Annotated in this window: 21 protein-coding genes; 13 read left to right on the top strand and 8 right to left on the bottom strand. The window is 71.3% G+C overall.

Annotated features, from left to right (window positions below):
• Nucleotides 1–592 precede the first annotated feature (592 nt).
• Entirely contained in the window at nt 593–1,609 is a 1,017-nt protein-coding gene (locus ACIRD7_RS17570) for an alpha/beta fold hydrolase (protein WP_403453910.1), read from the bottom strand.
• A 276-nt stretch (nt 1,610–1,885) separates the two neighbouring features.
• On the opposite strand from ACIRD7_RS17570, the gene ACIRD7_RS17565 reads away from it, so the two are divergent.
• The 4 genes from ACIRD7_RS17565 to ACIRD7_RS17550 all read left to right on the top strand — a co-directional run bounded on the left by ACIRD7_RS17565 (nt 1,886) and on the right by ACIRD7_RS17550 (nt 3,813).
• On the top strand, nt 1,886–2,110 hold the full coding sequence (locus ACIRD7_RS17565; protein WP_403453909.1) for a hypothetical protein: 225 nt from the start codon (nt 1,886–1,888) through the stop codon (nt 2,108–2,110).
• A gap of 219 nt (nt 2,111–2,329) precedes the next feature.
• Nucleotides 2,330–2,971 carry a TetR/AcrR family transcriptional regulator gene (locus tag ACIRD7_RS17560; RefSeq protein WP_031479313.1) on the top strand — a complete coding sequence of 214 codons (642 nt, stop codon included), beginning with the start codon at nt 2,330–2,332 and terminating at the stop codon, nt 2,969–2,971.
• 152 nt (nt 2,972–3,123) lie between these two features.
• On the top strand, nt 3,124–3,351 hold the full coding sequence (locus tag ACIRD7_RS17555) for a DUF3107 domain-containing protein (RefSeq protein WP_031058845.1): 228 nt from the start codon (nt 3,124–3,126) through the stop codon (nt 3,349–3,351).
• Between the two features lie 192 nt (nt 3,352–3,543).
• The gene (locus ACIRD7_RS17550; RefSeq protein ID WP_383418027.1) at nt 3,544–3,813 is read left to right on the top strand and encodes a hypothetical protein; all 270 of its coding nucleotides are present in this window, start codon (nt 3,544–3,546) and stop codon (nt 3,811–3,813) included.
• Between the two features lie 93 nt (nt 3,814–3,906).
• Here the strand turns inward: ACIRD7_RS17550 and ACIRD7_RS17545 are convergent, their stop codons facing one another.
• Entirely contained in the window at nt 3,907–4,671 is a 765-nt protein-coding gene (locus tag ACIRD7_RS17545; protein WP_403453906.1) for a ferritin-like fold-containing protein, read from the bottom strand.
• 471 nt (nt 4,672–5,142) lie between these two features.
• Here ACIRD7_RS17545 and ACIRD7_RS17540 point away from each other — a divergent pair, with 471 nt between their 5' ends.
• The gene (locus ACIRD7_RS17540) at nt 5,143–7,647 is read left to right on the top strand and encodes a DEAD/DEAH box helicase (protein ID WP_403455070.1); all 2,505 of its coding nucleotides are present in this window, start codon (nt 5,143–5,145) and stop codon (nt 7,645–7,647) included.
• A gap of 125 nt (nt 7,648–7,772) precedes the next feature.
• Entirely contained in the window at nt 7,773–8,654 is an 882-nt protein-coding gene (locus tag ACIRD7_RS17535; protein WP_403453904.1) for an alpha/beta fold hydrolase, read from the top strand.
• Here the strand turns inward: ACIRD7_RS17535 and ACIRD7_RS17530 are convergent.
• Nucleotides 8,651–9,544: an NYN domain-containing protein gene (locus tag ACIRD7_RS17530; protein WP_403453903.1), complete on the bottom strand. Its 894-nt coding sequence runs from the start codon at nt 9,542–9,544 to the stop codon at nt 8,651–8,653. The two genes, ACIRD7_RS17535 and ACIRD7_RS17530, sit on opposite strands and share 4 nt — an antisense overlap.
• 215 nt (nt 9,545–9,759) lie before the next feature.
• On the opposite strand from ACIRD7_RS17530, the gene ACIRD7_RS17525 reads away from it, so the two are divergent.
• The gene (locus ACIRD7_RS17525; protein WP_093906763.1) at nt 9,760–9,912 is read left to right on the top strand and encodes a hypothetical protein; all 153 of its coding nucleotides are present in this window, start codon (nt 9,760–9,762) and stop codon (nt 9,910–9,912) included.
• Nucleotides 9,913–9,990: 78 nt separating this feature from the next.
• Here ACIRD7_RS17525 and ACIRD7_RS17520 read toward each other — a convergent pair whose 3' ends face one another.
• The 3 genes from ACIRD7_RS17520 to ACIRD7_RS17510 all read right to left on the bottom strand — a co-directional run bounded on the left by ACIRD7_RS17520 (nt 9,991) and on the right by ACIRD7_RS17510 (nt 12,400).
• On the bottom strand, nt 9,991–10,596 hold the full coding sequence (locus tag ACIRD7_RS17520) for a MarC family protein (protein WP_403453901.1): 606 nt from the start codon (nt 10,594–10,596) through the stop codon (nt 9,991–9,993).
• A gap of 114 nt (nt 10,597–10,710) precedes the next feature.
• A complete protein-coding gene (locus ACIRD7_RS17515; protein ID WP_403453900.1) occupies nt 10,711–11,568 on the bottom strand; it encodes a PHP domain-containing protein in 858 nt (285 codons plus the stop codon).
• A gap of 190 nt (nt 11,569–11,758) precedes the next feature.
• Nucleotides 11,759–12,400: a DUF6758 family protein gene (locus ACIRD7_RS17510; RefSeq protein WP_403453898.1), complete on the bottom strand. Its 642-nt coding sequence runs from the start codon at nt 12,398–12,400 to the stop codon at nt 11,759–11,761.
• 124 nt (nt 12,401–12,524) lie between these two features.
• Between ACIRD7_RS17510 and ACIRD7_RS17505 the strand changes: the two genes are divergently transcribed.
• Nucleotides 12,525–13,733: an MFS transporter gene (locus ACIRD7_RS17505; protein ID WP_403453896.1), complete on the top strand. Its 1,209-nt coding sequence runs from the start codon at nt 12,525–12,527 to the stop codon at nt 13,731–13,733.
• Between the two features lie 30 nt (nt 13,734–13,763).
• On the opposite strand, the gene ACIRD7_RS17500 is transcribed toward ACIRD7_RS17505, so the two are convergent.
• On the bottom strand, nt 13,764–14,348 hold the full coding sequence (locus ACIRD7_RS17500; RefSeq protein WP_403453895.1) for a suppressor of fused domain protein: 585 nt from the start codon (nt 14,346–14,348) through the stop codon (nt 13,764–13,766).
• 510 nt (nt 14,349–14,858) lie between these two features.
• Between ACIRD7_RS17500 and ACIRD7_RS17495 the strand changes: the two genes are divergently transcribed.
• Nucleotides 14,859–15,974, top strand: coding sequence for a magnesium and cobalt transport protein CorA (locus ACIRD7_RS17495; RefSeq protein WP_403453893.1), 1,116 nt, complete (start codon nt 14,859–14,861; stop codon nt 15,972–15,974).
• Nucleotides 15,975–16,006: 32 nt separating this feature from the next.
• Nucleotides 16,007–16,519: a hypothetical protein gene (locus ACIRD7_RS17490; protein WP_403453892.1), complete on the top strand. Its 513-nt coding sequence runs from the start codon at nt 16,007–16,009 to the stop codon at nt 16,517–16,519.
• Nucleotides 16,520–16,572: 53 nt separating this feature from the next.
• Here the strand turns inward: ACIRD7_RS17490 and ACIRD7_RS17485 are convergent, their stop codons facing one another.
• Nucleotides 16,573–17,319: a hypothetical protein gene (locus ACIRD7_RS17485; protein WP_403453890.1), complete on the bottom strand. Its 747-nt coding sequence runs from the start codon at nt 17,317–17,319 to the stop codon at nt 16,573–16,575.
• 222 nt (nt 17,320–17,541) lie between these two features.
• Between ACIRD7_RS17485 and ACIRD7_RS17480 the strand changes: the two genes are divergently transcribed.
• The 3 genes from ACIRD7_RS17480 to ACIRD7_RS17470 are packed head-to-tail and all read left to right on the top strand — an operon-like array spanning nt 17,542 to nt 20,599.
• Entirely contained in the window at nt 17,542–18,843 is a 1,302-nt protein-coding gene (locus ACIRD7_RS17480; protein WP_403453889.1) for a magnesium transporter MgtE N-terminal domain-containing protein, read from the top strand.
• Nucleotides 18,827–19,423, top strand: a complete 597-nt coding sequence (locus ACIRD7_RS17475; protein WP_403453887.1) for a DUF1003 domain-containing protein — start codon at nt 18,827–18,829, stop codon at nt 19,421–19,423. The genes ACIRD7_RS17480 and ACIRD7_RS17475 overlap by 17 nt, the downstream gene beginning before the upstream one ends.
• Before the next feature lie 42 nt (nt 19,424–19,465).
• Nucleotides 19,466–20,599 (top strand): Mrp/NBP35 family ATP-binding protein, encoded by a 1,134-nt coding sequence (locus tag ACIRD7_RS17470; protein WP_403453885.1) that lies wholly within the window; start codon nt 19,466–19,468, stop codon nt 20,597–20,599.
• Nucleotides 20,600–21,040 lie beyond the last annotated feature (441 nt).

Genomic DNA, 21,040 nt, shown 5'->3' with positions numbered 1-21,040 from the left:
CCGTGGGCGGGCGTGCCGTCGGGCAGCCTCGGGACGCCGTGCGCGGGGGTGCCATCGGGAAACCTCGGGATCCCGTGCGCAGGGGTGCCGTCGGGCAGCCTCGGGACCCCACGAGCGGGCGTGCCGTCGGGCAGCCTCGGGACCCCACGAGCGGGCGTGCCGTCCGGCAGCCTCGGAATGCCCTGCGCCGGAGTGCCGTCAGGCAGCCGAGGAATACCGCGCGCAGGCGTGCCGTCAGGCAGCCGAGGAATACCGCGCGCAGGCGTGCCCTCGGGATAGCCACGCCCCCCGTACGCCGGCGCGCCCCCCGCAGGTATCCCCTGCCGAAGGGGCGCCTGACCCGATGCCCGGCGTCCGGCGGGCCCGCCGGAGGGTGGCCAGCCGCCCTGGGCGGGGCCGGGGCCCTGTCCCGGTACCGCGCCCGGTCGTGCGGTGGGAACCCTGCCGGGGCCCGGTGCGGGGGCCGCGGACGGAACCCGCTGGGCCGGGCCCGGCTCCGGCTGTGCTCCCCGGGAGCCCTGTCGTGCTGTTGTGTCCGCGGTGTCTCGCTTGGCGCCCGATCCGCGCCGGCTGTGGCGTCCCACCTCGCGCCTCAGCCCCCCGCGTTCTCGGTCACGGCCCGGCCGCCACCGGGGGCGTCGGCCCCGTCCGCCGACTGCCCGGCCTCTACGACGAGCTCGCGGAACGCGCGGGCGACGACCTCGGGGTACTCCATCATCGCCACGTGCCCGGCCTCGGGCAGGCTCAGCAGACGGGAGTCACGGAAGCTCCGCGCGGCCTTGCGGCACATGCGGTAGCCCACGAGCTGGTCCCGGCCGCCGTAGATGAGCAGTGTCGGCGCGAGCACCCGCTCGGCCTGGCGCCACAGCGCGTGCTGGCCACCCAGCGTGTAGGCGTTCACCAGCCCGCGCGCGGAGCGCGTCAACGCGTCCCAGAAGTACGGCAGTTGGAGCCGCCGCTCCATCTCCTCGACCGCGTTGCTGAACCCCTCCGGCGTCACCCGCCCGGGGTCGCCGTAGCAAAGGTGCATCACGCCGCGGACGCGCTGCTCGGCCGTCCACCCCCTGCTGAACCGGGTGAACAGCGCCGTCGCCCCGGGCACCGCGAGCAGCGCGGTCGGCACGGCGCTGCGCTGGACGCGGATCTCCGGCAGCGCGGGCGAGACGAGGGTGAGCGTACGGACGAGGTCGGGGCGCACCGCCGCCACGCGCGTGGTGACCGCTCCGCCGAGCGAGTTGCCGAAGAGGTGGACCGGGCCCCGGCCGGAGGCGTCGAGATAGCGGATCACCGCGCGTGCGTGCGCGGTGATCGAGTAGTTGCCGTCGTCCGGCGGCGGTGAGTCGCCGAAGCCCGGCAGGTCGACGGCCTCACCGTCGACCTGGTCCTCCAGCTGCTCCATCAGTGCCGACCAGTTCTGCGAGGAGCCGCCGAGTCCGTGCACATAGAGCGCGGGCGGCAGGCCCTCGCGCGCGGGCGGCCTCGACCGCACCGACAGAGTGATCCCCGGCAGTCCGACCGAGCGCAGCCGCTCGCCCTCGGCGACCCTGACGGTCGCCACCTTGGGGAGCACACTGGCGGCAGGCGCGGACGGGAGCTCGGTCGAAGACATGTGGCAATGTTACGAGACGATCACGCAGTGGCTCATGTGTTCGCCGTCACAAGTGGACACGTACATGGCAGCCGGGACCCGGGGAAACCCGGTCACCCCCACCGCCCTCGCCGATGGGCTGTGGAACACGCCCGAATTGCCCGCAGATCCCCCACGGATCGCATAGCGTCCGGAACCCGTGTCTCCTAGGCTCGTACGCGGGGCACCCGGATGTGGACCCCTGGTTCACCCAGGGACGCTGTCCCCCCGGGGACGTTCTAGGAAAGGGAGCCCGCCATGGCCGTCGATCCGACCGACCCTGACACATTCGTGGACGAGGACACCGACGAGTCCGAGGACTTCGATGTCGAGGCGCCCCCCGCCGACGCCGCCGAGCAGCATGCCGACGTCAGGCCCGACCGCGACGACCCGCTCACGGGCGTGAACCCGGACCGGGCGAACGAGGCCGATCTGATCGAACAGGCACGCATCGTCTCCATCGACGAGGACGACTACCGGTGACACGGGTGCACTCGTGGGGCCATTGAGCAGGAAAGTGGGCCCTTCCGAGCAGGAAAGAAGCCTTCTGTTGCCCATTACGGCCCGGTTTCAAACCTTCTGCGCGACTTTCGTCACCGTCCGGTCCGTGAAATTCTGCGCTCGCACCGCGCACAGCAGGGTTACCGAAAAGTACGATGGCCGCGCGGCGCACACCGCATGTGGACGACATTGGGAGGCGGCGTGACAGCCATCGAGCAGACAGAGGCGGCACGCCCGCGGGGCACGCGCCTGCCGCGCCGTGCCCGACGGAACCAGTTGCTGGGCGCCGCCCAGGAAGTCTTCGTCGCGCAGGGCTACCACGCGGCCGCGATGGACGACATCGCCGAGCGCGCCGGCGTCAGCAAGCCGGTGCTCTACCAGCACTTCCCGGGCAAGCTCGACCTCTATCTCGCGCTGCTGGACCAGCACTGCGAGTCCCTGATCCAGGCCGTACGCAACGCGCTCGCGTCGACGACCGACAACAAGCAGCGCGTCCGGGCGACGATGGACGCCTACTTCGCGTACGTCGAGGACGACGGCGGCGCCTTCCGCCTGGTCTTCGAGTCGGACCTGACGAACGAGCCGGCCGTGCGCGAGCGCGTCGACAAGGTCACGAACGAGTGCGCCGAGGCGATCTGCGACGTCATCGCCGAGGACACCGGTCTCTCGCGAGCCGAGTCGATGCTGCTCGCCTCCGGCCTCGGCGGCCTCGCCCAGGTCGTGGCCCGCTCCTGGCTGCACAGCGACCGCAGCGTCCCGCGCGACCAGGCGGTGCAGCTGCTGACGTCGCTGGCGTGGCGCGGCATCGCGGGCTTCCCGCTGCACGGCAGCGAGCACCACTGACACTCGCCGCGCCCCAGGGGGACGTTTGTTCCCGCCCGCTGTTCGCTGTTGGCGTTCTTGGTCGGAGCGTGCAGGTCCCCTCACCGGGCTAATGTGTGCTGGGTACGGCGCGGAAGGTCGCGCACTTCACTGACCGTCGGAGGGACATAGCCGTGGAGGTCAAGATCGGCGTGCAGCACGCGCCCCGCGAGATCGTTCTGGAGAGCGGTCAGAGTGCCGAGGAGGTCGAGCGGGCGGTCGCCGAGGCCCTGGCCGGGAAGACGCAGCTGCTGAGCCTCGTGGACGAGCACGGCCGCAAGGTCCTGGTCCCGGCCGACCGTCTGGCGTACGTGGAGCTCGGTGAGCCGGCTCCGCGCAAGGTGGGCTTCGGCGCGCTGTAGAAGGCCGCGGAAGGGCACACCGCCCGGACAGGCATGACGAGAGGGGCCCGGCGACTCGGTCGCCGGGCCCCTCTCGTCATCTCCACGGATGGCGCACAGGGCGATCACGGAGGAGGATTGCATTCCGCAGGTCAGGGGTATGACGGGCTACGACCGTTTCGAGCAGGTCGGCCATGTGGGAGGGACCCCAGCATGCTCTTGGAAGCGCTCAGCTCCGCGATCCTCGGCCTGGCCCTGGCATGGGCCGCCGCCCGCCGCCTGCCGCACCGCCTGCCCGCCCGCTCGCTGGTGCTGCCGACGGGTGTCGCCGGAGCCCTTTTCGGCGCCTTCATCACGCACACCGCGCTCGACTTCGGGAACCTCTTCGTGATCCTCGTCGGCGCGGCGATCGTCTCCGCCGCCTCCCTCTCCCTGCTGGTACGCCCCGCGGGAAGACTGAGCCGTCACTCGGCGACCGCGTAGATTCCGAGGACGGCCGGGACACGTAAGGTCACAGACGCCGGTCATCTCAGCCCGTCTGGGGGCCGCAGGCCCCCAGCGAGCAGGGCGCGCGGCCTACGCCGCAAGCCCCAGCGCGGCCATCCGCTTCGTGTGCGCCTCCGTGATCCGCGAGAACATCTTGCCGACCTCCGCGAGATCGAACCCGTCCGCGACCCCGCCCACCAGCATCGTCGACAGCGCGTCCCGGTCGGCGACCACCCGCTGGGACTGGGACAGCGCCTCACCCATCAGCCGCCGGGCCCACAGGGCCAGCCGCCCGCCCACCCGGGGATCGGCGTCGATCGCGGCCCGCACCTTCTCCACGGCGAACGAGGCATGCCCGGTGTCGTCGAGCACGGCGAGCACCAGCCCGCGCGTGTCCGAATCGAGGCGGGCGGCGACCTCCCGGTAGAAGTCACTGGCGATCGAGTCGCCGACGTACGCCTTGACGAGCCCCTCCAGCCAGTCCGAGGGCGCCGTCTGCTTGTGGAAGCCGTCCAGCGCCGCGACGAACGGCTCCATCGCCTCGGTCGGCTCGGCCCCGATCTCCGTCAGCCGGTCGCGCAGCTTCTCGTAGTGGTGGAACTCCGCCGACGCCATCTTCGCGAGCTCCGCCTTGTCCGCCAGCGTCGGCGCCAGCTTGGCGTCCTCCGCCAGCCGCTCGAACGCCGCGAGCTCCCCGTAGGCCAGCGCGCCGAGCAGATCGACGACAGCGGCCCGGTACTGCGGATCGGCGGAGGCCCGCGCCCAGTCCTGGGCGGCGACCCCGGTGTGTTCGACGGTGGAGTCGGCGGCGTCGGAGGCGTCAGGGGTGTTGTCAGGCGTCGTCATGAAGCGCACAATAGCCCGCTCGCAGCGCCACGGAAGTCCCTGGTCAATCACTGTGACGACGACTACGTGACCAATTCGGCCATCGCATGTGCGCGTTTCCGGGGTATGGTGGTAATGCGCCCGCTGAGTATTCAGACGTACTCGACGGGCCGCGCGTTATGAGGATGCCCGGTCGGTGGCCCGATCGGCTCCGACCCGACAGCCCTCCCCGGTCGTACGGCACAGTGCGTACGACGACCGGAGGGACACCCTCAGCGGTACGAGCGCTAGAGCGTCGGCAGTGGTCCCGTGCCCTACGGCCAACCCGTATGGCAGCCGACGTCCCCGGCACGGTCCGTCAAGACCCCCGCGCTCGCCTCGCACCGCGCACACAGAAGAGGCAGCACCCTGACTACGACTTTCCGAGAGCTCGGAATCCTTCCCGAGACCGCCGAGGCCCTTGAGGCCGTCGGCATCGTCAACCCCTTCCCCATCCAGGAGATGACCCTCCCCGTCGCCCTCTCCGGCACGGACGTCATCGGCCAGGCCAAGACCGGCACCGGCAAGACCCTCGGCTTCGGTCTGCCGCTCCTGGAGCGTGTCACCGTCCCCGCCGACGTCGAGGCCGGCCGCGCCGAGCCCGAGGCGCTCACCGACGCTCCGCAGGCGCTCGTCGTCGTCCCCACGCGCGAGCTGTGCACCCAGGTGACGAACGACCTGCTGACCGCCGGCAAGGTCCGCAACGTCCGGGTCCTCGCGATCTACGGCGGCCGGGCCTACGAGCCGCAGGTCGAGGCCCTCAAGAAGGGCGTCGACGTCATCGTCGGCACCCCGGGCCGACTGCTGGACCTCGCCGGCCAGAAGAAGCTCGACCTCAAGCACATCAAGGCGCTCGTCCTCGACGAGGCCGACGAGATGCTCGACCTGGGCTTCCTGCCCGACGTCGAGAAGATCATCGACATGCTGCCGGCCCGCCGCCAGACCATGCTGTTCTCGGCGACCATGCCGGGCGCGGTCATCGGTCTCGCGCGCCGCTACATGTCGCAGCCCACCCACATCCGCGCCACCGCGCCGGACGACGAGGGCGTGACCGTCGCGAACATCGCGCAGCACGTCTACCGCGCGCACAACATGGACAAGCCGGAGATGGTCGCGCGCATACTGCAGGCCGAAGGCCGGGGCCTGGCCATGGTCTTCTGCCGTACCAAGCGCACGGCGGCCGACCTCGCCGACCAGCTCCAGCAGCGCGGCTTCGCCTCCGGCGCGGTCCACGGCGACCTCGGCCAGGGCGCTCGCGAGCAGGCGCTGCGCGCCTTCCGCAACGGCAAGGTGGACGTCCTCGTCTGCACCGACGTCGCCGCGCGCGGCATCGACGTCGAGGGCGTCACGCACGTCATCAACTACCAGTCGCCGGAAGAGGAGAAGACGTACCTGCACCGCATCGGCCGTACCGGCCGCGCGGGCAACACGGGTACGGCGATCACGCTGGTCGACTGGGACGACATCCCGCGCTGGCAGCTGATCAACAAGGCGCTGGAGCTGAGCTTCAACGACCCGCCGGAGACGTACTCCACGTCCCCGCACCTCTTCGAGGACCTGAAGATCCCCGCGGGCACGAAGGGCGTCCTGCCCCGCTCGGAGCGCACGCGCGCCGGGCTGGCGGCGGAGGAGCTGGAGGATCTCGGCGAGACCGGCGGGCGCGGTGCGCGCGGTCGCGGTGGCCGGGGCGGCCGGGACGAGTCCCGTTCGTCCTCGTCCGACCGTGAGCGCTCGGCCCGTACGCCGCGTCGCCGTCGCCGTACGCGCGGCGGAGCGCTGCTGGACGGTGCCCCGGCGCCGGCCGGCGGCTCCGCGACCCCGGCGGAGACCACCGAGGCCGGCTCGGCGGAGTCCGCCACGGCACCGCGCACCCCGCGCCGCCGTCGCCGCACCCGCGGCGGAGCGGCGTCGGAGGCGGCCGCGGCCGTGACGACGGTGTCCGAGGAAGCCGCGGAGGCTGCCGTCACCACGGCGGAGGCTCCGTCCCTGGACACCCCCGAGGAGACCTCGGCCAAGCCGCGCCGCCGTCGCACCCGCAAGTCGGCGGAGCCGGTGACGCCTTCGCCGGAGACGCAGGCCGCCCCGGTCGCGGAGGCCGTGCAGGCGTCCGAGAGGGCCACGGCGACTGAGGTCGCGGAGCCCGAGGAGGCCCCCGCCACCAAGCCGCGCCGCCGCACCCGCAAGGCCGCGGCCACGGCGGAGACCGCGGTGGACACGGCCGAGGCCGCCACCGAGCCCGTGGCGGAGGCCTCGGAGGCGACGGACGCCAAGCCGCGCCGCCGTACCCGCAAGGCGGCGCCCGCGGCGGAGACCGCCGTCGACACGGCCGAAGCCACCGAGGCCAAGCCGAAGACGCGCCGCACCCGCAAGGCGACGACCACGGCCGAGGCCGCCGTCGACACGGCCGAAGCCACCGAGGCCAAGCCCCGCCGTACCCGCAGGACCGCGGCGTCGACCCAGGCCGCCGAGACCGTCGAGGCCCCCGCGGCCACCGGCATCCCGGCCCAGACGGCTCAGGAGCCGGAGGCCGCCGAGGCCAAGCCGAAGGCACGTCGTACGCGCAAGGCGACGGCCGCGGCCGAGACGGCCGTGGACACGGCCGAGGCCGTGGCGACGAAGCCGCGCCGCACGCGCAAGGCCGCCGCGGCGGTCGTCGAGCCGGAGGCCGCCGAGGCCAAGCCCCGCCGTACCCGCAAGGCCACGGCCACCGCCGAGGCCGCCGTCGACACGGCCGAAGCCACCGAGGCCAAGCCCAAGGTGCGCCGCACCCGCAAGGCCACGGCCACGGCGGAGGCCGCCGACATCCCGGCCCAGGCCACGCAGGAGCCCACGGCCACCGAGGCGCCCGCGCCGCGCCGCCGTACCCGCAAGGCGACGGTGGAGGCGGTGGACGGCACCGCCGAGGCGAAGCCGAAGGTGCGCCGTACGCGCAAGGCCGCGGCTGCCGCGGAGCCGACGGAGGGCTGATCTCCCGTACGACGGCCCGGTCCCACCTCGTGGGGCCGGGCCGTCGGCGTCTCTCCGTGCCGCCGGGCCGGATCCCCCTGGCGGTGGGCTCGGGGAGTTCGAGGACACCCGCTACCCTCCCCCTCGTGACCTCCCAACCCGCCTTCACCCCGCCCCCGAACGCCCGCGCCTACCACCTCGACACCTCCCGGGGCGCCTTCGCCGTCGTCGACCACCCCGTCGCCCCGGGCGTCGATGCCCGGGGCACCGCCCTGCTGCTCCCCGGATTCACCGGCAGCAAGGAGGACTTCACGCTCATGCAGGAGCCGCTGGCGGCACGCGGCTACCGCACGATCGCCGTGGACGGACGCGGGCAGCACGAGTCGGACGGCCCGGAGGACGACGAATCCGCTTACGCGCGGGGCGAGTTGGCGAAGGACGTACTGGCCCAGGCGGAGGCCCTCGGCGCCCGCGACACCCCGCTTCACCTCTTCGGCCACTCGCTGGGCGGCCAGATCGCCCGCGCGGCCGTCCTCATCGACCACACGCCGTTCCGGTCACTCACCCTCATGGCGTCGGGTCCCGCCCAGATCTCCGAATCCCAGCAGCAGCGCGTGAAGCTCCTGCGGGACGCGCTCGCGGTGATGACGATGGCCGAGACCTGGGAGGCGATCCTCGCCATGGGTCCGCCCGAGGAGGTCGGCGGGCCGGCCAGGGGCATCGGCGGCCAGGACCTGCTGCGGCGCCGTTGGCTCGGCACGAAGCCCGCCCAACTCCTCGCCACGGGGCGTCAGTTGGCCACGGAACCGGATCGCGTCGACGAACTCGCCGCCCTCCCGCTGCCGTTCCACGTCCTGTCCGGCGCCAGTGACGACACCTGGCCGGTCCCGCTCCTCGACGACATGGCGGCACGACTGAAGGCCCGCCGCACGGTCATCCCCGGCGCCGAGCACTCCCCCAACGCCGACCAGCCCCTGCCCACCGCCCGGGCCACCGCCGACTTCTGGGACAGCGTCCCTCAGGGCTAGTACTGCGACTGAAGGTGCTCCCAGAACCCGTCCCGCAGCGCCCGCCGCAGATCCGCCTGTCCCCGCAGCGAGTACTGGAGCAGCCCCTCCGCCTCCACCAGCAGGTCCTGGTCCACCGACCCGGGGAGGTACGGATGTCCGGGGAGCAGCTCGCCCAGTGACTCCCGGCCCCGCGCGGCGAGCCACTTCGCCGCGATCTGGGCGCCGACGAACCGGACGTCCTCCCGCGTCGGCCGGGCCCCGGCGGACTCGTAGGCCGCGGCCGTGCGCCGGGAGACGTACGGCTTGAAGAAGTCCAGGTCGAAGGTGCGCTGGCTGTCGACCTCCCAGAGCAGCGGCTCGGCCTGGTTGCGCCCCTCGGGCGCCTCGATCCCCCACAGGTGCACCCGCGCCCCGTACCCCTGCGCCGCCTCGACGGCCGACACGAGGTCCTCGTCCCCGCCGAGCAGGGCCGCGTCGCTGATGGCGCGGTGCCGGGCCAGGGACTCCAGGTCGGACCTGATCAGGGAATCGACGCCCTTTTGCTGGTTGTTGGCGTTGAGGTTGCCCAGCCGCACCTTCACGTCCGGGAGCTCGGCGATCGACTGCTGTTCCGCGGTGTGGATGCGGCGCCGCGCGCCGTCGTACCAGTAGACCCGCAGCAGCCTGCTGTCCGCGAAGATCGTGCGGGCCCGGTCGATGAGCGCCTCGATCAGCCCCTCGGCGTCCAGATCGAAGGCCCGCCGGTCCTCCGTCCCGGCGACCAGCCGTCCCGCGGCCGCGTACAGGTAGCCCGCGTCGACGAAGATCGCGTGGGTGGAGGGCGTCTTGGCCACCTCGGCGAGCATGCGCTGCAGCAGCTCGTTGGTGCGGTCGATGCGGGCGGTGAGGGCGCCGAGGTCGTCGTTCATCGTCTCCATTGTCCCGGCGGTCACGCTGCGAACACAACCGGTCCCGGTCAGTCTCACCTTGATCGCCCGGCACGTCCGGCACTCGCCTACCGGTCAGTAGTTAGACGTTCGAAAAATTTCTTTAGCGTAGGGAATGTTTGTAACACGAAGCACGTTACATACGGGTGTAACCAAGTAGTTCTCCGCAGGAGGATGACCAGACGAAGGGAGAAGCCTTGCGCTTCGAGATCATGCGACTCGACGAGGTCGACGGCACGCCCGTGGACAGCACCGTCGTGGACGCCGCCTCCGTCAACCGGATCGTTCAGCAGGCCGCCGCGATCGGACAGCGGCTGTGGATCCGACCGGCCGAGACCACGGCCTCATAACTGACGCGGATCACCGCGGTAACTTCGAAGCCCCCGTACGGCACCGACGCCGTACGGGGGCTTCGCGCATCCGGCGGCTCAGCCGCCCTTGATCACCTGGGTGACGCCGTTGATGATCTGCTGCACGGCGATCGCCGACAGCATCATGCCGGCGAGCCGGGTCACCAGGACCACGCCGCCATCCTTGATGACCCGGATGATCAGCAGCGAGTAGCGCATCACGAGCCACAGCACGACATGGATGGCGAGGATCGCCGACCACACCGACACCTGCATGGCGACGCCGTCGGCCTTCTGCACGGCGAGGATGACCGACACGATCGCACCCGGCCCGGCCAGCAGCGGCATGCCCAGCGGGACGAGGGCGACGTTGACGTCCTTGGTCTGCTTCGGCTCGTCCGTCTTTCCGGTGAGCAGGTCGAGCGCGATCAGCAGGAGCAGCAGCCCGCCCGCGATCATCAGCGCGGGGACGGAGACATGCAGGTAGTTGAGGATCTGGTGGCCGAGGAGCCCGAACACCGTGATCACACCGCCCGCCACACAGACGGCCTGGAAGGCCATCCGCCGCTGCACCTTGGCCGGCCGGCCGGCGGTGAGCGCGAGGAAGATCGGGGTGATCCCGGGGGGATCCATGATGACGAAGAGGGTCAGGAAGAGGGAGCCGAAGACGGCGACGTCGAGCATGGGTGCCTTGCGAGGAAGCGAAACGAGCGGATGGGAGCGTGCGGAACGACGCGAGGGTGCGGTACGGACGCGAACGCGGAGAGAACAGAGGTGAACGTGAGGGTGTGCCGGACCTCAGGCTCCGCCGGTGCCCGGCACGGGGAACGCCCCGGTGGCCCGCCGCGTGATCTCCCCGTACACCTCGGGGTCCGTGGTGTACTCGCCGAGCACACACGTCTTGCGGCTGCCGTGGTAGTCGCTGGACCCGGTGGCCAGCAGCCCCAACTCCTTGGCGAGCCCGCGCAGCCGGGCGCGCGTGTCGGGCTCGTGATCCATGTGGTCGACCTCGATGCCGTCGAGCCCGGCCGCGGCCAGCTCGGCGATCGCGGCCTCCGGCACCGTACGGCCGCGCTTGCTCGCGGCGGGGTGCGCGAAGACGGTGACACCGCCGGCGGCCTTGACCAGCCGGATCGCCTCGAAGGGGTCGGTCTCGTGCTTCTCCACGAAGGCCCGCCCGCCGTCGGCCAGCCAGTCCTCGGTGAAGGCGTCATCCACGGTCGGCACGACCCCGAGCTCGACCAGCGCGGTGGCGACGTGCGGCCGGCCGACCGAGCCGTCCCCGGCGATCCGCAGCACCCGCTCCCAGGTGACGGGCACCCCCAGCGCGTTGAGCTTGGCGACCATTCCCTGGGCCCGGGGCACCCGGTCGTCGCGCACGAGCTCACGCTCGGCGAGCAGCGCGGGCTCCTCGGGGTCGAAGAGGTAGGCCAGCATGTGCATGCTGATGCCGTCGATACGGCAGGACAGCTCGGCGCCGGTGACGAGGGTGAGCCCCTCCGGCAGCGCGGCGATGGCCTCGGCGTACCCGCGGGTGGTGTCGTGATCGGTGAGGGCCACGACGTCGAGCCCGGCAGCGGCGGCGTTGCGCACCAGCTCAGCGGGCGTGTCCGTACCGTCGGAAGCGGTGGAGTGGGTGTGCAGATCGATACGCACGACGCGAACTCCAGTCACTGACGGCACGGAAGGGGACGCTCAAGGATAACCGGATTTTCAACCATGACTGTCACACCCGTACTGGCGAGCACCCCTTACATCTGCCCACCTCAGGGGCGCGGGGAACGGCGCGATCAACCACGACCCACCCACAGCCGCCACCCAACCCCCCACACCACCCCCGTGGGCGCTACGGCTCGAGCAAGCGCGGCGAAAGCGCCCCGCACGGCACCAGTTCCAGCTCGGCCCCGGCGTCCCGCAGATCCGTCAGCACCAGCTCGTCGTACATCAGCAGTCCCGACTGCTCGGGCCACATGACCGCCCACAGCCACATCCCGAGCGCCTCCCCCGCGAACACGGCACGGTCGTCGGGCGTCCCCGACACATGCCACAGCGGTGTCGGACGGCCGGCGGCGAGCACCTTGGCCTGGGGTGGCTTCTCGACGTTCATGTACGACCCGGGGTCCGGACCGTCGATGCCCGCATAACGCGCGCCGAGGCCGACGCCGAGTTCCTCGGCGACCAGGATCAGCTCACCCATGCCGCCGAGCGGGCCGGGTCCGGAGCAGGCCACGGCGGTGGCTCTGCCGCCGGTGCGGTCGTCACCCGCGCTGGCGACGCCGGTGAACAACCAGCCGATCGGCAGCGGCCACGGCATCCAGACGGGCACCTGCGTGCGATGCACGACCACACCGAGGGCCTCGACGCTGGGCGGGATCACGGGCTGCACCGGGTGCACGGTGCCGTGCACATCGCACTGCCAGGTGTCGGCGAAGAGTCCGGGAGCCCTGACCCGGCCACCACACTTCGGGCAACTGGGTTCGCCCCTCATAGGCCCCCACGGTCCTACCCCTTCCGCGCCACGTCAAGGACGATCACCCGTCCGGACGGAAGCCGTTCTCCGGGGAGGCGCCGGGCACGTTGCATCGTTAGGGTGCCTAAATTAATATGTGTATATGCCATCTACTTCATTGCGGCAGCCGCGGGCCGTGTGGGCGACCGCCGGCGCGTCCGTCGTCGCCTTCATGGGCATCGGACTCGTCGACCCGATCCTGCCGTCCATCGCCGGCGGCCTGCACGCCACGCCCGGCCAGGTCTCCCTGCTCTTCACGTCGTACTTCCTCATCACGGCGGTGGCGATGCTGATCACCGGCTTCGTCTCCAGCCGGATCGGCGGCCGCAGAACCCTGCTGCTCGGCCTCGCCTTCGTGGTCGTCTTCGCCGGGCTCGCGGGCACGTCCGGATCGGTCGGCGAACTCGTCGGGTTCCGGGCGGGCTGGGGGCTCGGCAACGCGCTCTTCGTCTCCACCGCCCTCGCCGTCATCGTGGGCGCGGCGACCGGCGGCAGCGCCGCGGCGATCCTGCTCTACGAGTCCGCCCTCGGCCTCGGCATGGCCTGCGGCCCGCTGCTGGGCGCCCTGCTCGGCGACGCGAGCTGGCGCTACCCGTTCTTCGGCACGGCCTTCCTGATGGCCGTCGGCTTCCTGTGCATCGCCGTGTTCCTGAAGGAGCAGCCCACACCGGCCCGCAAGATCTCGCTGCTGGACCCGGTCAAGGCGCTCGGTCACGGCGGTCTCGCCTCCGCGGCCGTCTCGTCGTTCTTCTACAACTACACGTTCTTCACGGTGCTGGCCTTCACCCCGTTCGTGCTGAACATGACGCCCTACCGGTCGGGTGCCGTGTTCTTCGCCTGGGGCGTGCTGCTCGCCGTCTTCTCCGTGCTCGTGGCGCCGCGACTGCAGCGGCGGTTCGGCTCGCTCAAGGTGCTCGGCGGCTCGCTGGTCCTGCTCGCGGCGGACGTCCTGGTGCTCGGCTACGGCGATCACACCACCGCCGTCGTCTGCACGATCCTGTCCGGCGCGTTCATCGGCGTGAACAACACCGTCTACACCGAGCTGGCCCTCGGCGTCTCGGACGCGCCGCGCCCCGTGGCGAGCGCCGGCTACAACTTCGTGCGCTGGTTCGCGGCGGCGGCCGCGCCCTACTTCGCGCCGAGGATCGAGGAGTGGACCGGCAGCCTCCGCGTCCCGTTCGTGGTGGCCGCGGTCACGGCTGTGGCGGGCGCGCTCGTGGTCGTCGTACGGCGGCGGGCGCTCACGCTCGAGGCCGAGGAGCTGGAGGCCCGGCATGCCACCGAGGACGGCGTCGCCGTGTTCGCCAACTGACGGTTTTCGGCCACCGACTGGTGAGGTTCCTCACTCCAGCGGAACGGACGTCCGGGCGGGATCCCGCAGGTCCGTCCCGTTGGCCAGCCAGCGCTCCTGGAGGGCCTGGGCGCCGTGCACGCGCTTCCAGGCGGCCTCGTTCGGGGTCATGGGCAGCAGCGGCAGGAAAGCCACGGGGTCGAGGGGCTCGTCGAGCCGGAGGTCCTCGACCAGTCCGCCCGGCTCGGCCACCAGGACCGAGGTGAACGGGGCGCCGGGCCACAGCGGTTCGCCGACGTCCAGGGAGGCGCCGGGCGCCACGATCACACCCTCGACCTGCGGGGAAGCGGCGAGCACGGCGAGCGGGCGGAGCACCTTGTCGGTGTCGGCGATCCCGGCCCGGACCGAGAGGACCAATTCCGCGCGGGCGCCCTTGACCGGGTCGGCGACCATCGCGGTGGGGTCGTTCATGGGCTGCGCGGACATGCCGAGCGTGGCGTAACGGACGATGTCACCTTCCTGGAAACGGAGCACCTCGATGCGGTCCGTACCGAGAAAGGTGACCGCCGCACGGGCGTCCGGTTCGCCGAGCGCGGTGCGCAACCGGGCCTCGACCAAAGGGAGAACATCAGCCATGCCGTGAGCATAGAACTCGTCAGTACAGGGCAAAGCAGCGCCTTGACACTTCAGTCGGCTGATACTCTTGCCCGGTGTTCGGGACGGCATGCGTGAGCATCGCGATCGAATCCCGATACCGAGATTGAGACTCCCCTACGGGGAACCCCGAAAGGGGCATGGAACGTCCCTCACGAGGGACCGGCCGGAGGAGGTGGGGCTGTCATGGATCGAAGTCGACCGTGCAGTACCACTCGCTCTTCCCGCCGCTGATGTAGCTGATTCGGCTGTTCCGGCTCCGGCTGACCGCCGCCTTTCACGCTCGCGTCCTCACGCGGAAGAGCACTTCGTTTCGCTTTGCCTGATCGTCTGATCTGAATCAGCAACGAAGCCCCCATCACCGCGACGGTGCGGTGCTCCCCGCTTTGTGGACGTGCCAAACATCCTGAGGTCAGGACGTCCCCATTCCGGGCAGTTCCAACCGTCCCGCGGTCCTTCACGCTTCGTTGCCCGTCGCGAAGGAGCCTGCTCATGTCGATGATCCGCGATCTGCGTGCCGTGGTCCGCCCGTCCCGCGTCTCACTGCGCAAGGACAACGGCGCCTACGACACCACCCGCGACCCCGCGACTCCCTCGGCCGTCGTCGACTGCGCCGTCTACCGGCACGGCGCCCGGGTCGAGACGTCCAAGCCCCTCACCCCGCACGAGGCGATGCGCCAGGTGCGCCGCGACGGCGGCTTCGTCTGGATCGGCCTGCACGAGCCGACCGAGGCCGAATTCTCCGGCATCGCAAGCGAGTTCGGGCTGCACCCGCTGGCCGTCGAGGACGCCGTACAGGCGCACCAGCGCCCGAAGCTGGAGCGCTACGACGACTCGCTGTTCACCGTCTTCAAGACCATCCACTACGTCGAGCACGACGAGCTCACCGCCAACAGCGAGATCGTCGAGACCGGCGAGGTCATGTGCTTCACCGGACGGGACTTCTTCATCACCGTCCGGCACGGCGGGCAGGGTTCGCTGCGCGCGCTGCGGCACCGCCTCCAGGACGACCCCGAGCTGCTCGCCAAGGGCCCGTCGGCCGTGCTGCACGCCATCGCCGACCATGTCGTCGACGGGTATGTCGCCGTCGCCGACGCGGTGCAGGACGACATCGACGAGGTGGAGACGGAGGTCTTCTCGCCGGGCCGCAAGGGCACACCGCGCGGCACCGACGCGGGGCGGATCTACCAACTCAAGCGCGAGGTGCTGGAGTTCAAGCGGGCGGTGTCGCCCCTGCTGCGTCCCATGCAGTTGCTGAGCGAGCGTCCGATGCGGCTGATCGACCCGGACATCCAGAAGTACTTCCGCGACGTCGCCGACCATGTCGCGCGGGTGCACGAGCAGGTCATCGGCTTCGACGAACTGCTCAACTCGATCCTCCAGGCCAACCTCGCCCAGGCGTCCGTCGCCCAGAACGAGGACATGCGGAAGATCACCTCGTGGGCCGCCATCATCGCCGTACCGACGATGGTCTGCGGTGTGTACGGCATGAACTTCGACTACATGCCGGAGACGCACTGGAAGTACGGCTACCCGGTGATCATGAGCATCACGGTGACCCTCTGTCTGGGGATCCACCGCACGCTCAAGCGGAACGGATGGCTCTGACCGGGCCGGACCCGGCTGGATAGGCTTGGGCCATGACAAGCGAGCTGCTCGACCAGGCCCTCGTCGAGGAGGCCACGAAGAAGTCCGGCCTCATCTGGGTGGGCGGGCCCGGTCACCCGGTCCGGGCGCTGTGGCACGCGTGGCACGAGGGTGCGGCGTGTGTCGTCGGCGACGGGCCGGGCGAGCAGCCGCTGCCGGGGCTCGTGGACGGGGCCGCGGCCGAGGTGACGGTCCGCAGCAAGGACAAGGGCGGCCGGCTGGTCTCCTGGTCCGCGAAGGTCGTCGAGCTGGCGGCGGGCACCGAGCAGTGGGACGCGACGGTCGCCGAGCTCAAGGGCAAGCGCCTGAACGCCCCCGACGGCGAGGAGATGCCGGCCCGCTGGGCCCGCGAGTGCCGGGTGCTGCGCCTCGAACCGACGGGCGCCACCGCCCCGCTGCCCGACGGCTCCCTGGCCGAGGCACCGTTGCCGTCCCCGGCGACGACCCGCCGGCCGATCCCCGCGGGGCTTCCGCGGCTGCTGCTGAAGAGGAAGCGGCGCCGCTAGGCCGTGTCCGCGAAGTCCCGCCTGCTCCGCGACGCCTGGCTCGCCCTGGCCGGTCACGACGTCGGCAGCTGCTTGCCGTAGTCCACGGTGTCGCCCTTGGACGGCTTCTCCAGGGGGAAGTCGTCGCCCCAGGACGAGAAGGTCAGCGTGCCCGCGCCACCGGCCCGGGTCAGGCGCAGGGGGTACGGGGTGCCCTCCAGGGAGACGTCGAGGGTGCCGCCCGAGCCCTTGTCGCCGGTGATGCGGATGACGCGGGTGCCACCCTGCTCGTAGTGGCCGTCGGTGGCCAGCGCGCCGTGCAGGGTCAGCAGGCCGTCGAGGAGCACGCCCTTGTCGGTGAAGCCGCTGAACTTCTTGTACGCCGGGTCGCCCTGCGGCACCTTCACGAACTTGCCGCTCAGCTTGTCCACGGCCGCGGCGTCCGCCTTCCCGTCGCCTCCGGCGTCGCTCCAGAAACCGGCGTCGGCCTTCAGATACAGCTGCTCGTCGATCCGCAGCAGCTGGAACGTCGACCCCTGCGCGGTGACCGACCCCGTCGCGCCGCCGGACTTCAGCCGCATGTCGAGCTTGTAGGTACGCCCGCTGGTCACCACGTTCCCGGACAGCCGCACGGCCTCGGCGGAGTCGGCGGCCGAGCGGGTCTTGCGCTGGATCTCGGCGGCCGGCAGCTTGCCGACCCCGTTGGTGCCCTCGTCCGGGTCCTCACTGCATCCGGTCAGTCCCGTTCCCGACACGACCAGGGCGCACACGGCGGTCACCAGCGCTGCCCGGCGCGTACGACCCTGGGGAATAGCAGTCACAGGTGGGGCTGCCTTTCTGTCGTGGGACCTGAGCGGCGTAGGCAGCGTACCGGCACGTCACCACCCCCGCGGAGTCAGTCCGTCCGGATCTCTCACCAGGGCGTATCGGATCCGGACGGGCTAGCCTGAAGCCCACCCGAGCGGGCAATTCGGATATGCGGCACGGTCGGACCGGCCGCGACGGCAACACTGCACACCCCGCACCCAAAGGAGCCTCACGCCATGGCAGCCGGCGCTCCCCGGATCTTCGTCTCGCACCTCGCCGGCATCGCGGTCTTCGACCCGAACGGCGACCAGGTGGGGCGCGTGCGCGATCTGGTCGTCATGCTCCGCGTGGGCCGGCGCCCCCCGCGGCTGCTCGGCCTGGTCGTCGAACTGTCCACCCGGCGCCGCATCTTCCTGCCCATGACCCGCGTGACCAGCGTCGAGTCCGGCCAGGTCATCACCACCGGCGTGCTCAACGTCCGCCGCTTCGAGCAGCGCCCCACCGAGCGTCTCGTCTTCGGTGAGCTGCTCGACCGGCGGGTCACCCTCGTGGAGACCGGCGAGGAGGTCACCGTCCTCGATCTGTCGGTCGGGCAGCTGCCGGCCCGCCGGGACTGGGAGATCGACAAGGTCTTCGTGCGCAAGGGCGGCCGGAGCGGCCCCCTGCGGCGGGCCAAGGGCGAGTCGCTGACCGTCGAGTGGTCCGCCGTCACCGGCTTCTCGCTGGAGGAGCAGGGCCAGGGCGCCGAGAGCCTCCTCGCCACCTTCGAGCAGCTGCGCCCCGCCGACCTCGCCAACGTCCTGCACCACCTCTCGCCCAAGCGCCGCGCCGAGGTCGCCGCCGCCCTCGACGACGACCGCCTGGCCGACGTGCTCGAAGAGCTCCCCGAGGACGACCAGATCGAGATCCTCGGCAAACTGAAGGCCGACCGCGCCGCCGACGTCCTGGAGGCCATGGACCCGGACGACGCCGCCGACCTGCTCGGCGAGCTCCCGACGGACGAGCAGGAGCGGCTGCTGAGCCTGATGCAGCCCTCCGACGCGGCCGACATGCGCCGTCTGATGGCCTACGAGGAGCACACGGCCGGCGGTCTGATGACGACCGAGCCGATCATCCTGCGCCCCGACGCCACCGTCGCCGACGCCCTCGCCCGCGTCCGCAACCCGGACCTGTCCCCCGCCCTCGCCGCCCAGGTCTACGTCTGCCGCCCGCCCGACGAGACGCCGACCGGCAAGTATCTCGGCACGGTCCACTTCCAGCGCCTGCTGCGCGACCCGCCGTACACCCTGGTCAGCGCGCTGCTCGACGAGGCCCTCGAGGCACTGGAGCCGGACGCCGCGCTGCCGGTGGTCGCCGGGTTCTTCGCGACGTACGACATGGTCGCGGCGCCCGTCGTGGACGACTCCGGGTCGCTGCTGGGCGTGGTGACCGTGGACGACGTACTGGATCACCTGCTGCCCGAGGACTGGCGGGAGACGGAGTTCCACCTGGCCGAGGACGCCGGCGAGGGGGTGCCGGCGCATGGCTCCCGAGCGTGAGAGCACGCGCGAGCGCACGGTGTCGGGCGCCACCGCGGCCTCCCGGGCGCCTCGCGCGCGCCTCGACCAACCCCGGCCCCCGCGCCGCCGGATCCTGCCCGAGTGGGATCCGGAGGCCTTCGGACGGCTCTCGGAGCGCATCGCGCGCTTCCTCGGCACCGGACGGTTCATCGTCTGGATGACGTTCGTCATCATCATGTGGGTGCTGTGGAACGTCTTCGCGCCGGGCGTTCTGAAGTTCGACGAGTACCCGTTCATCTTCCTGACCCTGATGCTCTCGCTCCAGGCCTCCTACGCCGCCCCGCTGATCCTGCTCGCGCAGAACCGGCAGGACGACCGCGACCGGGTCAACCTCGAACAGGACCGCAAGCAGAACGAGCGGTCGATCGCCGACACCGAGTACCTGACCCGCGAGATCGCCGCGCTGCGCATCGGTCTGGGCGAGGTCGCCACCCGCGACTGGATGCGCTCGGAGCTCCAGGACCTGCTGAAGGAGCTGGAGGAGCGGCCCAACGGTCACCACGAGCACGGGGTATTCCCGGCGGATCGGTCGCGCGGACGTGACGTAGACGACCGCTGACGGGCTTTCCGGGGCATGGCTACCGAGCCGTACCATCGTCCTATGGCTACGGAAGACGCGGTGCGCGAAGCGCTGGCGACGGTGAACGACCCCGAGATCAACCGCCCCATCACGGAACTCGGGATGGTCAAGTCGGTGGAGATCGGCGCGGACGGAGCGGTCGCGGTCACCGTGTACCTGACCGTCTCCGGCTGCCCGATGCGCGAGACGATCACTCAGCGTGTGACGGACGCCGTCGCCGCGGTCGAGGGCGTCACCCGCGTCGACGTCACGCTCGACGTGATGAGCGACGAGCAGCGCAAGGAGCTGGCGAACGCCCTGCGCGGCGGCACCGCCGAGCGCGAGGTCCCCTTCGCCAAGCCCGGCTCGCTGACCCGCGTCTACGCGGTCGCGTCCGGCAAGGGCGGCGTGGGCAAGTCCTCCGTGACCGTGAATCTCGCCGCGGCGATGGCGGCCGACGGCCTGAAGGTGGGCGTCGTGGACGCCGACATCTACGGCCACTCGGTGCCCCGCATGCTGGGTGCGGACGGCCGTCCGACCCAGGTCGAGAACATGATCATGCCGCCGTCCGCGAACGGCGTGAAGGTCATCTCCATCGGCATGTTCACGCCGGGCAACGCCCCTGTCGTCTGGCGCGGCCCGATGCTGCACCGCGCGCTCCAGCAGTTCCTGGCGGACGTGTACTGGGGCGACCTGGACGTCCTTCTCCTGGACCTGCCGCCGGGCACCGGTGACATCGCGATCTCCGTCGCCCAGCTGGTTCCGAACGCCGAGATCCTGGTCGTCACGACCCCGCAGCAGGCCGCCGCCGAGGTCGCCGAGCGGGCCGGCTCCATCGCCGTCCAGACCCACCAGAAGATCGTCGGCGTGGTCGAGAACATGTCGGGCCTGCCCTGCCCGCACTGCGGCGAGATGGTCGACGTCTTCGGCACGGGCGGCGGCCAGGTGGTCGCCGACGGCCTGACCCGCACGACCGGCGCGACGGTCCCGGTCCTCGGCAACATCCCGATCGACGTCCGCCTGCGCGAGGGCGGCGACGAGGGCAAGCCGGTGGTCCTGACAGACCCCGACTCCCCGGCCGGCTCGGCACTGCGCGCGATCGCCGGGAAGCTCGGGGGACGGCAGCGGGGCCTGTCGGGCATGTCGCTGGGCATCACCCCGCGCAACAAGTTCTGAGAGGCCCCACGAAGCGCCCCGCCAGGGGCGCGGGGAACTGCGCGACCAACCCCCACCACTCGCACCCGCCGAACAAAGCCGAGGCCTACCGCGAGAGGGCGCGGGGCCTGTCGGGCATCACGCCGCGCAACATGTTCCGAAAGGCGTCCGCGAAACGCCCCCTCAGGGGCGCGGGGAACTGCGCGACCAACCCCCACCACCCGCACCCGCCGAACAAGCCGAAGCCCTACGGCGAGGGGGCGCCGAACTCCAACGGCGCCCCGGCTTCCGCCCAGCCCCGCCGGCTAGGTGTATTGATCACGAGCGTTGTTGACAGTCGTCGGGCTTGATCATGGCGAAGACCTCCGGTGTGGTGGAGCTGTCTAGGACTGCACCGCACGGAGGTCTTCGTGTCCCACCGTAATGCCCGGCTGACCGTTCATGGCAGGCGGCTGCTGGTCG

The sequence above is a fragment of the Streptomyces sp. NPDC093568 genome, assembly GCF_044764945.1.
GTDB lineage: Bacteria > Actinomycetota > Actinomycetes > Streptomycetales > Streptomycetaceae > Streptomyces.
The sequence above is the reverse complement of the archived record's forward strand: the minus strand, read 5'-3'. Positions and strand labels throughout refer to the sequence as shown.